Here is a 14,470-nt window from a genome sequence, read left to right as displayed (position 1 = left end):
CAGTACAGGGGGAGAAAACAATGAAACAAACAATAAGCAATCCGGCATTTGATATGAAACAAATTAACGCTCTTAACAGCCATTATCAGACGATGATAGACAATGGAGATCTGCAATGTGCGAGTTATATGATGTCAAGAGGAGGCGAGGTTTTTGCAGCTGAGTCGTTAGGGGAATTTACCGGCGGACAAAAAGAAAAGCAAACATTTCAGCTTGATACAATCAGAGAAATCGGTTCTTTGACAAAAGTGTTTACCGCTGTAGCCGTCATGCAGCTCGTCGAAAAAGGTCTGCTCGATCTGAAAATGCCGGTCAAGCTCATTTTGCCTGCGTTTGATAAACCGGGTTTCGGAGACATTAAAATTTTACACCTTTTGACTCATACGGCGGGATTAAGTTTTGAGCTGGATATTCAAAAGGCTGAAGCGATTGACTTAACGAATGAGGAAGAATGGATAAACTATCTGATCAGTACGCCTTTAGAGTACGGAGTGGATGAAGCATGGAACTATTCCAGAACCGGCTTTGTTATACTTGGCATCATTATTTCAAAAGTAACAGGCGTATCCTACGAACAGTATGTGACAAAGCATATTATTGAAGCGCTCGGATTAGAAAGAACGTTTTTTTATGTGCCTGATGCGTTAAAAGAAGAAGTTTGTGTGATCAATGAACACGAGTGCGTACAGCTGGAAAAAAGTCATCACCCGTATTTTCCGAATAAAGCGACAAGCGGTCTGTACTCTTCGCTGGAAGATATTTGGAAGTTAGCTGAAATGTTTAGAAATAAAGGCAGATTGAAAGATAAGAAGCTGCTTGGAAGAAAAACAGTCGAGGCCATGCTGAGAAATCAAATAAAGCCCGGTCTTCCTTTTTACTTCTTCGGAGCGCCCAGAGAGGAAGGCGGCTTTGGTTTAGGCATTAATTTGTGGCCGGCCGGTGACCATTATTTCATGACAGAAGGCACCTTCTCACATCTTGGAATGGGTTGGTGCGGCATGTTTTCTGATCCAGCCGAAGATTTTACGTATGTATTTTTCACTCCGATTTCCGAGTTTCATCCTCATGCCGTGCTGACGCCGCTGAATATCGTGTGGGCGGGTATTGAATAATTAGACAAAAGCATCGTCCCGTCTGTCCGGCAGGCGGGACGATTGCTAACTGCCCGTTTTTATCCCGCGGCATCTTCTCAAAGCCCGCCCTCGAAGTTAAATAACTTAATTTACTCTTTGTAATTTTTTTTAATTATAGTACAGTAGAGCCTTTTTATAATACAGTTTAAAGTCTTTTATAGTACAGTTTGGCGCAGTATGATCTTAAGTTTTATAAGCGGTTTCAAAATAAGGTTATAAATAATTGACGGCTTTGTTTAATTACTGTAAACTATGGTTGTTGATCATATTGTACTAATAAAAAATCTTTTTTTATTAGTACAGTTTAAACGTCATTATCTTTGCTTAAGCGCTATGTGAATTTCTGAATGATTATTTTTAGAATTGCAGAGCATGATAAGACTGTTTTTAATACGGATGGCTAAACGGTATCCTAACCCTGTTAAATCAAAAGAAGAGGTGGTTTAAAAAATGGCTGCAAAGACAAAAACTTCAATTGTTGATAGCAAAAAACAATTTGATGCTATTAATAAGCAGTTTGAAACGTTCCAAATTTTAAATGCTGAAGGAGAAGTCGTAAATAAAGACGCAATGCCTGATCTTTCAGATGATCAGTTAAAAGAATTAATGAGAAGAATGGTGTATATCCGCATTTTAGACCAGCGTTCAATTTCTCTTTCCCGTCAAGGACGTTTAGGTTTCTATGCACCGACAGCGGGCCAGGAAGCTTCTCAAATTGCATCACACTTCGCGCTTGAACAGGACGACTTTATCCTTCCGGGTTATCGTGACGTTCCTCAGCTGATTTGGCACGGGCTTCCTTTACATCAGGCATTCCTTTTCTCAAGAGGCCATTTTAAAGGTAATCAGATGCCTGAGGGAGTAAATGCTTTATCACCTCAAATTATTATTGGTGCTCAAATTATTCAAACCGCAGGTGTAGCTTTAGGTCTTAAAAAGCGCGGTAAAAAAGCGGTTGCTATTACTTACACTGGTGACGGCGGAGCTTCTCAAGGTGACTTCTATGAAGGAATGAACTTTGCCGGAGCATTTAAAGCGCCAGCGATCTTCGTTGTTCAGAATAACCGCTATGCGATTTCAACTCCTGTAGAAAAGCAATCATCCGCGCAGACAATTGCCCAAAAAGCAGTTGCCGTCGGTATTACAGGTGTTCAAGTAGACGGAATGGACGCACTAGCCGTTTACGCTGCAACCGCAGAAGCACGCCAGCGCGCAATTAACGGTGAAGGTCCGACTCTGATTGAAACTCTTACATTCCGTTACGGACCTCATACAATGTCCGGTGACGATCCGACTAAATACCGTACGAAAGAAATAGAAAATGAATGGGAGCAAAAAGACCCGCTCGTACGTTTCCGCAAGTTCTTGGAAAACAAAGGACTATGGTCTGAAGAAGAAGAGAACAAAGTGATTGAACAGGCCAAAGAAGAAATCAAACAAGCTATCAAAAAGGCTGACGGCGAATCAAAACCGAAAGTAACAGAGCTGATTGAGAATATGTTTGAAGAGCCGACGTTCAACTTGAAAGAACAACTTGAAATTTACAAAGCGAAGGAGTCGAAGTAAGCCATGGCGCAAATGACAATGATTCAAGCGATCACTGATGCGTTACGCACAGAACTGAAAAACAATGAAAACGTTCTGCTTTTCGGGGAAGATGTAGGCGTTGCCGGAGGCGTATTCCGTGCAACTGAAGGCCTTCAAAAAGAATTCGGTGAGGACCGCGTATTTGACACGCCGCTTGCTGAATCCGGTATCGGCGGTCTCGCTCTCGGTTTAGGCCTGCAAGATTACCGTCCTGTTATGGAAATCCAATTCTTCGGATTCGTATATGAAGTAATGGATTCAATCTCAGGACAAATGGCTCGTCTCCGCTACCGTTCCGGCGGACGCTGGACTTCTCCGGTGACAATCCGTTCTCCATTCGGCGGAGGGGTTCATACACCTGAACTTCACGCTGACAGTTTGGAAGGCCTTATCGCTCAGCAGCCGGGTATTAAAGTTGTTATCCCTTCCACTCCTTACGATGCAAAAGGACTGCTGATTGCCTCTATCAGAGACAATGATCCGGTTGTTTTCTTAGAGCATATGAAACTTTACCGTTCTTTCCGTCAGGAAGTTCCTGAGGAGGAATACACAATCGAGCTTGGCAAAGCTGATGTGAAACGCGAAGGTACTGACCTTTCTATCATCACATACGGCGCGATGGTTCATGAGTCGCTTAAGGCTGCTGAAGAGCTTGAAAAAGAAGGCGTTTCTGCTGAAGTTATCGACCTTCGCACTGTAAGCCCGCTTGATATTGATACGATTATTGCTTCTGTTGAAAAAACAGGCCGCGCAATTGTCGTGCAGGAAGCTCAAAAACAAGCCGGCATCGCTGCCAACGTTGTAGCTGAAATCAATGACCGCGCGATTCTGAGCCTGGAAGCTCCGGTTCTGCGTGTTGCGGCGCCTGATACAGTATTTCCTTTCTCGCTTGCTGAGAGCGTATGGCTTCCAAACCATAAAGACGTTCTTGAAACTGCGAAAAAAGTTCTTGAATTTTAATCAGGCATCATAAAAGACGGTAAAGAGAGTCCTTTTCTCTTATGATGAAGGAGTCTGTTTACTAGGTTCAATGCTTGCGTATGCATAACTAAAATTTGCTTAATCAACTAGGAGGTCGAAAACTGTGGCATTTGAATTTAAACTTCCGGATATCGGGGAAGGTATCCACGAAGGCGAAATCGTAAAATGGTTTGTTAAGCCGAACGACGAGGTAGAAGAAGACGATGTTCTGGCTGAAGTGCAAAATGATAAAGCAGTGGTAGAAATTCCTTCACCTGTTAAAGGAAAAGTATTAGAATTAAAAGTTGAAGAGGGAACAGTTGCAACTGTTGGACAAACGATTATTACGTTTGACGCACCTGGTTACGAAGATCTTCAATTCAAAGGAAGCCATGATTCAGGAGAGGCGAAAACTGAGGCTCAAGTTCAGTCGTCTGCTGAAGCAGGGCAGGATATCTCTAAAGAAGAGACTCCTAAAGAGCCTGCAAAAGAAACCGGCGCAGGACAGCAGGACCAAGTGGAAGCTGATCCGAACAAACGCGTGATCGCGATGCCTTCCGTACGCAAATATGCCCGTGAAAAAGGCGTGGATATCCGTAAAGTAACAGGTTCAGGCAATAACGGACGTGTTGTAAAAGAAGATATCGACAGCTTTGCAAATGGAGGAGCGGCTCAAGAAGCGGCACCGCAAGAAACAGCTGCACCTCAGGAAACAGTTAAACCTGCAGCGGCTCAGGCTCCTGAAGGCGAATTCCCTGAAACACGCGAAAAAATGAGCGGTATCCGTAAAGCGATCGCGAAAGCAATGGTGAACTCTAAGCATACTGCACCGCACGTAACTCTTATGGATGAAGTTGACGTAACAAATCTTGTTGCTCACCGCAAACAGTTCAAACAAGTTGCTGCTGATCAAGGCATCAAGCTGACTTATCTGCCTTACGTCGTCAAAGCATTAACATCCGCTTTGAAAAAATTCCCTGTTTTAAACACATCGATTGATGATAAAACAGATGAAGTGATCCAAAAACATTACTTCAACATCGGAATTGCAGCGGATACCGAAAAAGGCCTGCTTGTGCCGGTAGTGAAAAATGCCGACCGTAAAGCCGTTTTCGAAATCTCTGATGAAATCAACAGCCTTGCTACAAAAGCGCGTGAAGGCAAGCTTGCACCTGCGGAAATGAAAGGCGCTTCTTGCACGATCACAAATATCGGTTCTGCCGGAGGCCAATGGTTCACACCGGTTATCAACCACCCAGAGGTTGCGATTCTCGGTATCGGCCGTATTGCTGAAAAAGCGATCGTCCGTGACGGTGAAATTGTAGCTGCTCCTGTCTTAGCTCTTTCTCTCAGCTTTGACCACCGTATGATTGACGGAGCAACTGCACAAAATGCGTTAAACCACATCAAGCGTTTACTGAACGATCCACAACTTATTTTAATGGAGGCGTAATGTTATGGTAGTAGGAGATTTCCCTATTGAAACAGATACTCTTGTGATTGGTGCGGGACCCGGCGGCTATGTAGCTGCCATCCGCGCTGCTCAGCTTGGACAAAAAGTAACAGTCGTTGAAAAAGCAACGCTTGGAGGCGTTTGTCTGAACGTCGGCTGTATTCCTTCAAAAGCGCTCATCAATGCAGGCCATCGTTACGAGAATGCAAAACATTCAGATGACATGGGAATCACTGCTGAGAACGTAACGGTTGACTTTACAAAAGTCCAAGAATGGAAAGCTTCTGTTGTAAATAAGCTTACCGGCGGTGTTGCAGGTCTTTTAAAAGGAAATAAAGTGGACGTTGTAAAAGGGGAAGCTTATTTCGTAGACAGCAACTCTGTCCGCGTAATGGATGAGAACTCTGCGCAAACATACACATTTAAAAACGCAATCATTGCTACCGGTTCTCGCCCTATCGAATTGCCAAACTTCAAATATAGCGAACGCGTTCTGAACTCTACAGGCGCACTTGCGCTTAAAGAAATTCCGAAAAAGCTTGTTGTTATCGGCGGCGGTTATATCGGTACTGAGCTTGGAACAGCGTATGCGAACTTCGGAACTGAATTGGTTATTTTAGAAGGCGGAGATGAAATTCTTCCTGGCTTCGAAAAACAAATGAGTTCCCTTGTTACCCGCAGACTGAAGAAAAAAGGCAACGTTGAAATCCATACAAGCGCCATGGCTAAAGGCGTTGAGGAAAGACCTGACGGCGTAACAGTTACATTCGAAGTAAAAGGCGAAGAAAAAACGGTTGATGCTGATTACGTATTAATCACTGTCGGACGCCGTCCGAACACTGATGAGCTCGGCCTTGAGCAAGTCGGTATCGAAATGACTGACCGCGGTGTCATTAAAACAGACAAGCAGTGCCGCACAAACGTACCGAACATTTACGCAATCGGTGACATCATTGACGGACCTCCATTGGCTCACAAAGCGTCTTACGAAGGTAAAATCGCTGCGGAAGCTATTTCAGGAGAGCCGGCTGAAATCGATTACCTCGGTATTCCGGCGGTTGTATTCTCTGAGCCTGAACTGGCTTCTGTCGGTTACACTGAAGCACAGGCGAAAGAAGAAGGCATTGAAGTCGTTGCAGCTAAGTTCCCGTTTGCAGCAAACGGACGTGCGCTGTCTCTTAACGAAACTGACGGCTTCATGAAGCTGATCACCCGTAAAGAAGACGGTCTTGTAATCGGTGCGCAAATTGCCGGCGCAAGCGCTTCTGACATGATTTCTGAATTGAGCCTGGCGATCGAAGGCGGGATGACTGCTGAAGATATCGCAATGACAATTCACGCTCACCCGACATTGGGCGAAATCACTATGGAAGCTGCCGAAGTAGCAATCGGAAGCCCGATCCACATCGTAAAATAATGATGTAACAAAGAAACAGCCCCCGTTTGTAAAAGCGGGGGCTGTTTTTATTGTGCAAGCACATGCTGCATAGGTTTGATGATATCCTCTTTTTTCTTTACGGATCCCTCAATCTTCATGACCACATGCCGATGATTGATCACCATCAGCGCAGGGAACGTGTTGATTTCCTCTTCCCATCCCTTTCTGTTGTCATAAACCTTCATTTGATCGACATGATGGGGATATTTCTTTTCTAAATCAAGAATCGCATCGTAATAAGGAACTTCTTTATCTATATGATTTTCATCGGAAAAAAACAAGATTTGAGTGTGATGAATGCTGTCGATCCGGTTATTTTTGAATGGAATGACAGTAGAAACCGAACAGCTTGACAGAACGAACAGCATCAAAAAAAAGGGAATCACCGTACGGTAGCGCATCTATCTTACTCCTCTGTTTTATATAATATATTGGTTCATCCATTTATAAGGACTATATCAAGTGTATCACGAGAGGTGAAAAACCTAAGGCTTGTTACTGAATTGTTATATAATTGAAACCGTTTTTAATGAAGAAATAATACGTGTGACAACTTGCACAGCCGATGTGTAAAAAAGGCACATTGTTTTTCGTGAGAGCGCTGTTTTTTCGTTATACTGGGGGCAAAACCATATCAGGAGGGATTGTCATGTATAAAGCCGCTGCAGCCGTCATATGTATGTGCTTACTCGCCGGCTGCCAATCAAATGAAAAGATGCAAACAAACAAACCCTATTCTCAAGCCGCGGCCAATCATGCCAAACGGGAAAACCATCATAAAAAAGAGAAAAAACAGAAGGCGGAGCCCCGTTACTATATCAATCCGAAAACCTTTTCTGTGGAAAAAATGGATGAACAGAAAGAAAAAAAACCGATCGCATTGGTAACGATCGATGACGCGCCTGATCAGCATGCCGCTGAGATTGCGGACAAACTGCATGATCTTAATGCGTCAGCGATCTTTTTTGTAAACGGACATTTTTTGAAAAAAGATGAAAATAAGAAAGCGCTTAAGCATATTCATGAGTTAGGCTTTATGATCGGAAATCATACAATGACTCATCAAAACTTAAAAGATCTTTCCGAACAAAAACAACGGGAAGAAATCATTGGCGTCAATAAAGCGGTTGAAAAGGTAATAGGAGAGAAACCCGCATTTTTCAGGGCGCCTTTCGGAAGCAATACGGACTACAGTGACAGACTTATAAAAAAAGAAGGAATGGTGAAAATGAACTGGACCTTCGGGTATGATTGGGATCAGAAATATCAATCCAAAAAAGCGCTTACCGATATCACCCTGAGCAGTCCTTACCTGCGGGACGGCGCCAACATATTGATGCATGACCGGAAATGGACGGCTGAAGCCATGCCGGACATTGTAAAAGGATTGCGTCATAAAGGATATACCGTGATTGACCCTCGAGCTATAAAAAGACCGTAAAAAATAAATGTGTTATACAATTTATCAGTTGACATATTAAATGTGACATAATAATATAATAACAACAAGTGAAAATTAAGCGTTTTCAAATTCTGAGAAATGGGGAATGACAGATGGGTACAATTGTTTGCCAAGACTGTAACGAAGCGATTCATTACTTTGAGGATGAGAAGGTCACGACGTTATACGGAACATGCTGCGGACAATGCCAGTGTCATCTTGAAGAAGAGTAAAAAGCGTAAAAAGGCCCGAAACGATTTCGTTTCGGGCTTATTTATGTTTATTGGATGGCTTTTTGCTCTTTGATGACTCTGATCATTTCAAGCGTTGCATCTTCGGGACCCTGCACAGGAAGGCCGGCGTCCAAGTTTTTAAAAATGTAGCTGATATTTTCTTCAGTAATGATCTCACCCGGAATAAAGATCGGAATTCCCGGCGGGTACACCATGACAAACTCTGCAATGATCCGTCCCGCGGATTCTGTTAACGGAATGACTTCCGTATTTGCGTAAAAAGCGTCTCTTGGCGTCATCGCTAACAGAGGAATCTCAGGAAGCAGAACTTCCGCTTGCTGATGAGCATAGTCATTTGCAGAAGCCTGCTTTGAAATGTCTGTAAGCGCGCTTACAAGACGGTCGGCATCTCCTGCTCTGTCTCCGGGGGTGAAAATACATAAAATATTATACAAATCGGACAGCTCGACTTCGATATTAAATGATTCGCGGAGCCATTTTTCAACGTCATGACCCGTCAGGCCGAGGTTTTTGACCGAAATGATTAATTTAGTCGGATCATAACTGAAGGCAGCTTTTGACCCAGTGATTTCTTCGCCGACACAGCGGATGCCTTCAATTTGATTGAGGCGTTCCCGTGTCTGATCCGCCAGCAGAATCGTTTCTTCAAGAAGATCGCGGCCTTCTGTAGCGAGGCGTTTTCTTGCGACATCCAGTGAAGCGAGAAGCAGATAGGATGTTGACGTTGTCGTCAGCATGCTTAAAATCGACTGTACTCTTTCTTTGGAAACAAGGCCTTCTCTCACATTTAAAATGGAGCTCTGCGTCAGGGAGCCTCCCAATTTGTGCACGCTTGTGGCTGCCATATCAGCGCCCGCCTGCATGGCGGACAGAGGAAGCTTATCATGAAAATGAATATGCACGCCGTGCGCTTCATCGACAAGAACAGGCACATCGAAAGAATGCGCGAGCTTTACAATGCTGCTCAAGTCAGCTGCCACACCGAAGTATGTCGGATTGATGACAAGCAGGCCTTTTGCGTCAGGGTGTTCCGTCAAAGCCCGCTCGGCGGACTCAAGCGTAATGCCGTGAGAAATTCCGAGCTCATCGTCAATTTCCGGGTGTATAAAAATCGGCACCGCTCCGGAAAATACAATGGCCGACATAATGGATTTATGAACGTTTCTCGGAATGATGATTTTATCTCCGGGTCCGCATACGGCCATGACCATCGTCATAATGGCGCCGCTCGTCCCTTGTACGGAAAAGAAGGTATGGTCTGCGCCGAATGCTTCCGCGGCCAGATCCTGGGCTTCTTTAATGATGCCCTTTGGCGCATGTAAATCATCCAGAGGTTCGATATTAATTAAATCTATGCTTAACGCGTTTTCTCCGATAAATTGTCTGAATTCCGGGTCCATTCCCGCGCCTTTTTTATGGCCCGGAATGTGGAATTGGACAGGCTGTCTGTCCGCGTGCTTTTTCAGTCCGCTGTACAGGGGTGTTTCATGTTGCGGCAATTGTTTTCCCACCTTTATCATAATACCTACGGATTAGTTTGTATTACATTCAGTTTTATTACCCGTTTTTTAAACGTAAAACAAATGAATTATATTATGAACTTGAAAGAAAGTAAAGAACAATTTATGATCTATGGAAGATGCTTATTTTGAGCATGATGATAAAGGAGTGAAGACATTTGGAATATCAATATCCGATGAATGAGGACTGGACGACAGAGGAGGCCGTGGACGTCATTGCTTTTTTTCAGCAGGTGGAACACGCCTATGAAAAAGGAGCTGACCGAGACAGACTTCTGAATGCGTACCGCCGCTTTAAAGAAATCGTTCCCGGGAAAGCGGAAGAAAAGAAAATCTGCAGCCAATTTGAAGCTGACAGCACCTATTCCCCGTATCGGACTGTGAAACAGGCGAAACAATCAGATCAAGCGATTATCAAAATGTAGACAAAAGCGAGCCGGCAATCGGCCCGCTTTTTATGTTATGAGACTTTCTGAGTCATTGTGTATAAAAAGGAAAGCTTCCTAAAAGCATCTTCAATGGTTTGCAGGAATTCATTGTTGTTCATGTTGATCACGTCTTCTTTTTGCAGCTGAATGCCGCATAAAAGCTCTGCTTTTTTCACTGTCTGCAGGCGTTCAAATAATGTTTTCAGCTGCTCCTGATCCATGTCGGACTGCTTGTACGCACCTGGCTTCGTATGATCCGGCGACCATACAAAATGACCGGGAATCTGTTTTGTGATTTCCTCCTGCTTCGCTTCCAGCAATCTGCCGTATTCCTCTTTTATCGGAGATTCATAAATGATGGCAAACCATACAAACATATGGGTGTCCCATAAACCGATCTGAAAGTGAGGGAGTTTCTTATAGCCGCGTTTGCTGTTGGCAAAGGCAACCCAGCTGTCAGCCGGCGGGTTGACAGATCTTCTCGCGTGCTTGGCGACATGCGGGAACATTTCATCTCCTGTCAATGCTGACAATGTCGGTGCGAAATGCTCTCCTAACAAGGTCAGCTTCGGACGGACTTGTTCTTTTAACACCTCCATGCGCGGGTCTAAACCTTCTATTGTAAATGTATCGAAGTCTTCTTTTGTAAAACGCATCTGAGTCATCTTTTTCCTCCTTATCGTAAGTATTCATATTTTACCACAGCCGCCGCCGGCCGCAAAAACATTGAGAACGTTTGAGACGAGAGGATTGGTGGTAAAAAACGAATAGGTAAACACACAATTTTAAGAATGTTGTTACAGCCGAATATAAGTTTCCATACGATATAAGAAGTATCATTAATAAATTGGAAAAATGGGATGCTTTTTTAACAAATGATCTCTGGAAGGGGCGAAAGACAATGAGGCAAGTGGTGAAGGAAGGATTCAGGGAGGAAAAAAATAACCGTGTAGCTGTCTGGAGACTAGAGGTTGATTATGAATTGGCAACCCTGTACGAGGCCATGCAAAAAGAGAATGAAGATCAAATCGATCTCAGCAAAAGAAAACTGGAACGTCTCAGAAAAGAATGGATTCGGCTTAACGGATAAAGAATAGTAAAAACGAACCGCAGGAAATGGTTCGTTTTTACGTGAGAAGGCATTTTTTTCATTTTCCTTGCTTTTTCATCGCCTTTATCAGTATGCTATAGAATAAGCTATACATAGAAAAGAGGTACACGGTATGACAAATTGGACGGAAATTGATGATATCGCAAAACAATGGGTAAAAGAAGCCGGAACGAGAATCAGACAATCCATGCAGGAAAGCTTGACGATTGAAACAAAATCAAATCCGAATGATTTAGTCACAAATATTGATAAAGAGACGGAGCGCTTTTTCATTGACCGTATACAAGGAACTTTTCCCGGACACCGGATTCTCGGAGAAGAAGGGCAGGGGGATAAACTCCGCTCCCTTGACGGAATCGTCTGGATCATTGATCCGATTGACGGGACGATGAATTTTGTCCATCAAAAGCGGCATTTCGCGATCTCCATCGGCATCTTTGAAGACGGAAAAGGCAAAATCGGCTTAATTTATGATGTGATGCAGGACGAACTGTATCACGCATTCAGCGGAAAAGGGGCTTATCTGAACGATGCGCCGCTTGCTCCTTTAAAAGAAGCTTCCATTGAAGAAGCCATTATTGCAATCAATGCCACATGGGTGACGGAAAACAGAAGGATTGACCCGAGTATTTTGGCGCCGCTCGTAAAACGGGTCAGAGGAACGCGTTCCTACGGTTCGGCGGCACTTGAGCTGGCCAGTGTTGCGGCCGGCCGCATTGACGCATATATTACGATGAGGCTCGCGCCGTGGGATTACGCTGCCGGCTGCGTGCTGCTGAACGAAGTCGGGGGCATTTACACGACCACAGACGGCGAACCGTTCACGTTTTTAGACAACCACAGCGTGCTTGCGGGCAATCCGGCTATACATAAAATTATCTTTGACGACTATTTACATGCTGACAGGTAGAGATTTTGAAGAAGAAGATCTCGGGTTTCTGGAGCAGCTGGCGGCATCGCACCCGGTGTGGAAAAAGGAAGAGTTCGGAACAAAAAATGCGGCGGAGTTTATGCTTGCATACTCCATGTACAATGGAACGTGGCTCGTATGGGAGATTGACGGCGCTCCTGCCGCCGTCAGTTTTCATTTGGAATGGGCCCCTTCAAACGGAAAACCGTGGCTCGGAACCGTGGCCGTCGCTCCGGAGGCAAAAGAGAAAGGAATCGGACGCGCGGTCATTGAAGAGATTGCGGGCCGGCTGAGAGGAGAGCATAAAGCGATGTTTTCAGCCGTTCCCCTGGACAGGCAGGAATGGGTTTTGTTTTTAAGTCAATGCGGCTTTGAACAGCTTAAGCTTGAAAAAGACGATCGGGAAAAGACATATATGATCATGGTGAAGCCATTGTGAAATGTTTCAGATATAAAAAAGAGACCGGATTTCTCCGGTCTCTTTTCTTGTTTACAAGCCGACCGCATTCCAGGCCGCTTCTACGCTTGCAGCGTCTTGAGAGCCGTAAAGGTCCCGCGCTGATTGAATCAAAGCTGCTTTTGCATCTTTAAAGCTTGATGACGGAGTGAGATATACCGTCAGTGCGCGATAGTAAATCTGCTCCGCTTTTTTCACGCCGATTTTTGTAATCGTGTTGTAAGCGGCTTTGTTCGGAATTCCGCTGTTTGTATGCACGCCGCCGTAGTCGCCGGCATCAGTGTTCGGAAGGTTTTGATAATTTTTGTAATGGTCGGGCTGTCCGTATTTTGTCGGATTGGATAAGCTGCGGAGAGCCGGCTGGCTGACCGTAATATCCTCACCGATATCCCAGTCCTCAGTATCGGTGAAGTACCCGAATACATCGGAGAAGGATTCGTTTAAAGCGCCCGGCTGATTTTCATAGTTCAGGTTGGCCGTTTCCTGTGTAACGCCGTGTGTCATTTCATGAGCCGTGACGTCCATTGAACCGGAAAGAGGCGAGAAGAATGAACCGTCACCGTCTCCGTAAATCATTTGGTCGCCGATCCAGGCCGCGTTATTGTATTTGCTGCCGTAATGAACGGAAGATACGATTTTGCCGCCTCTATTGTCGTAGCTGTTGCGTTTAAACGTCTGATAGAAATAATCATACACTTTGCCGAGATTGTAATGCGCATCAACGGCAGCGCGCTGAGAAGAAGTTGTGAACTGGTTTGTAGTGCTTGATACGAGTGTGCCCGGCAGGTTATATTGTCGGTTTTGCAGATCGTACGTAATAATTTGTGTTCCGGTAGGCTTCGAAAGATCGCGCATTACATATTTGCCGTTTTCAGAAGAAATATTTAATGAGACCGTTTTTCCTTTAAGAGTCGTACCTGTTCCGGTTGCAGCGGCATGCTCCACTTTGTTTTGCTTTTTCAGGACTTTCCCTGTTTCCGCATCAACGGTTACTTCCCAGTTAGCTGGTTCCGGTTCGATGTAGCGGATGGTTACATCATAGGCGAGGCGGTATTTACCGTCTTTTGTGGCCGCTGCTTTCAGCTCGGCTTTGTTTTTGTTTGCAACGTTGCCGTTAGAGACGGCTTCAGGTGATTTGCCGATTGCTTTAAAAGCATGATCCAGCGCCTGATTTGCAGATAATTTTTTGCTGTTTGCCGTTTTGGCAGAAGCATCGTTGTTTAATTCGCCGTTAATCGCATAGACATTGTTGGATTTATCGACGTGAATAATGACTTGCGAGTCCTTCACAGGCACACCGTTAACGACAGGCACATAACGGAAGTGCTTGTAGCCGAGATCATCGGTCGTGTGGTCAATCAGCTTCAGTCTCTCAGAAGGGTTGCCTTTGAAGACTTTGCCGTTTTGTTTCAAGTATTGCTTGATTGCTTTGTCACTGACTGAAGGCAATTCAGATTGCACCAAAGAATGCTTCGGCACAAAGTTCGTCAGGTTTTCTTTAAGCTGAGGATTCTCAGCGGCCTGAACACCCGGAAGACTGATGGTTAAACTCATAAAGGAAGCGGCGACAGCAACAGACAATTTCTTACCTAAACCCACAATAAATCCCCCTTTTTGAAAATAATGAAAACTTATATTGTTATAATAAACCAGCATTCTCTCATTCTGCAATATAAAACTAGACTCCGCTGATGAATTGATAGAATCGTCCCGTAAAGGCTTCCGGCGGGCAGCGTCAGGGGATAAGCCGAGAGGCACGTGTTGAATCAGACATGAGT

Annotated in this window: 15 protein-coding genes; 11 read left to right on the top strand and 4 right to left on the bottom strand. The window is 44.5% G+C overall.

Going from position 1 to position 14,470, the window contains the following annotated elements; all coding sequences use genetic code 11:
• The first annotated feature begins 20 nt into the window (after nt 1-20).
• From OWN49_RS02000 to lpdA, 5 genes are all read left to right on the top strand, one after another.
• Complete coding sequence (locus tag OWN49_RS02000; RefSeq protein WP_176283306.1) at nt 21-1,112, top strand: serine hydrolase domain-containing protein; 1,092 nt, start codon at nt 21-23, stop codon at nt 1,110-1,112.
• 471 nt (nt 1,113-1,583) lie between these two features.
• Nucleotides 1,584-2,699: a pyruvate dehydrogenase (acetyl-transferring) E1 component subunit alpha gene (gene pdhA / locus OWN49_RS01995; protein ID WP_003154530.1), complete on the top strand. Its 1,116-nt coding sequence runs from the start codon at nt 1,584-1,586 to the stop codon at nt 2,697-2,699.
• 3 nt (nt 2,700-2,702) lie between these two features.
• Nucleotides 2,703-3,680 (top strand): pyruvate dehydrogenase complex E1 component subunit beta, encoded by a 978-nt coding sequence (pdhB, locus tag OWN49_RS01990; RefSeq protein ID WP_003154528.1) that lies wholly within the window; start codon nt 2,703-2,705, stop codon nt 3,678-3,680.
• A gap of 124 nt (nt 3,681-3,804) precedes the next feature.
• A complete protein-coding gene (gene pdhC / locus OWN49_RS01985) occupies nt 3,805-5,133 on the top strand; it encodes a pyruvate dehydrogenase complex dihydrolipoyllysine-residue acetyltransferase (RefSeq protein ID WP_176283307.1) in 1,329 nt (442 codons plus the stop codon).
• A gap of 4 nt (nt 5,134-5,137) precedes the next feature.
• Entirely contained in the window at nt 5,138-6,550 is a 1,413-nt protein-coding gene (lpdA, locus tag OWN49_RS01980; protein WP_033574600.1) for a dihydrolipoyl dehydrogenase, read from the top strand.
• 47 nt (nt 6,551-6,597) lie between these two features.
• Here the strand turns inward: lpdA and OWN49_RS01975 are convergent, their stop codons facing one another.
• On the bottom strand, nt 6,598-6,972 hold the full coding sequence (locus OWN49_RS01975) for a hypothetical protein (protein WP_014304946.1): 375 nt from the start codon (nt 6,970-6,972) through the stop codon (nt 6,598-6,600).
• A gap of 248 nt (nt 6,973-7,220) precedes the next feature.
• Between OWN49_RS01975 and OWN49_RS01970 the strand changes: the two genes are divergently transcribed.
• Nucleotides 7,221-8,012 carry a polysaccharide deacetylase family protein gene (locus OWN49_RS01970; protein WP_176283308.1) on the top strand — a complete coding sequence of 264 codons (792 nt, stop codon included), beginning with the start codon at nt 7,221-7,223 and terminating at the stop codon, nt 8,010-8,012.
• A gap of 113 nt (nt 8,013-8,125) precedes the next feature.
• A complete protein-coding gene (locus OWN49_RS01965; RefSeq protein ID WP_003154518.1) occupies nt 8,126-8,245 on the top strand; it encodes a GapA-binding peptide SR1P in 120 nt (39 codons plus the stop codon).
• A 47-nt stretch (nt 8,246-8,292) separates the two neighbouring features.
• Here the strand turns inward: OWN49_RS01965 and OWN49_RS01960 are convergent, their stop codons facing one another.
• Nucleotides 8,293-9,765, bottom strand: coding sequence for an aminotransferase class I/II-fold pyridoxal phosphate-dependent enzyme (locus OWN49_RS01960; protein ID WP_077722165.1), 1,473 nt, complete (start codon nt 9,763-9,765; stop codon nt 8,293-8,295).
• A gap of 179 nt (nt 9,766-9,944) precedes the next feature.
• Between OWN49_RS01960 and OWN49_RS01955 the strand changes: the two genes are divergently transcribed.
• Nucleotides 9,945-10,211, top strand: coding sequence for a UPF0223 family protein (locus tag OWN49_RS01955; protein WP_167860113.1), 267 nt, complete (start codon nt 9,945-9,947; stop codon nt 10,209-10,211).
• Nucleotides 10,212-10,246: 35 nt separating this feature from the next.
• Here the strand turns inward: OWN49_RS01955 and OWN49_RS01950 are convergent, their stop codons facing one another.
• The gene (locus tag OWN49_RS01950) at nt 10,247-10,879 is read right to left on the bottom strand and encodes a DUF1054 domain-containing protein (protein WP_167860114.1); all 633 of its coding nucleotides are present in this window, start codon (nt 10,877-10,879) and stop codon (nt 10,247-10,249) included.
• A gap of 236 nt (nt 10,880-11,115) precedes the next feature.
• Here OWN49_RS01950 and OWN49_RS01945 point away from each other — a divergent pair, with 236 nt between their 5' ends.
• The 3 genes from OWN49_RS01945 (at nt 11,116) to OWN49_RS01935 (ending at nt 12,674) form a co-directional block, all read left to right on the top strand.
• Nucleotides 11,116-11,304 (top strand): hypothetical protein, encoded by a 189-nt coding sequence (locus tag OWN49_RS01945; RefSeq protein ID WP_003154513.1) that lies wholly within the window; start codon nt 11,116-11,118, stop codon nt 11,302-11,304.
• A 133-nt stretch (nt 11,305-11,437) separates the two neighbouring features.
• Nucleotides 11,438-12,235 (top strand): inositol-1-monophosphatase, encoded by a 798-nt coding sequence (suhB, locus tag OWN49_RS01940; RefSeq protein WP_070081769.1) that lies wholly within the window; start codon nt 11,438-11,440, stop codon nt 12,233-12,235.
• Nucleotides 12,222-12,674: a GNAT family N-acetyltransferase gene (locus OWN49_RS01935; protein ID WP_128574608.1), complete on the top strand. Its 453-nt coding sequence runs from the start codon at nt 12,222-12,224 to the stop codon at nt 12,672-12,674. Before suhB ends, OWN49_RS01935 begins: the two co-directional genes overlap by 14 nt.
• A gap of 51 nt (nt 12,675-12,725) precedes the next feature.
• Here the strand turns inward: OWN49_RS01935 and OWN49_RS01930 are convergent, their stop codons facing one another.
• A complete protein-coding gene (locus OWN49_RS01930) occupies nt 12,726-14,291 on the bottom strand; it encodes a M4 family metallopeptidase (RefSeq protein ID WP_069473399.1) in 1,566 nt (521 codons plus the stop codon).
• Nucleotides 14,292-14,470: the final 179 nt, after the last annotated feature.

Source organism: Bacillus sp. NEAU-242-2 (genome assembly GCF_027853835.1).
Classification (GTDB): domain Bacteria; phylum Bacillota; class Bacilli; order Bacillales; family Bacillaceae; genus Bacillus; species Bacillus velezensis.
Note: the sequence above shows the minus strand (reverse complement) of the source record. Positions and strands in the feature narration are given on the sequence as shown.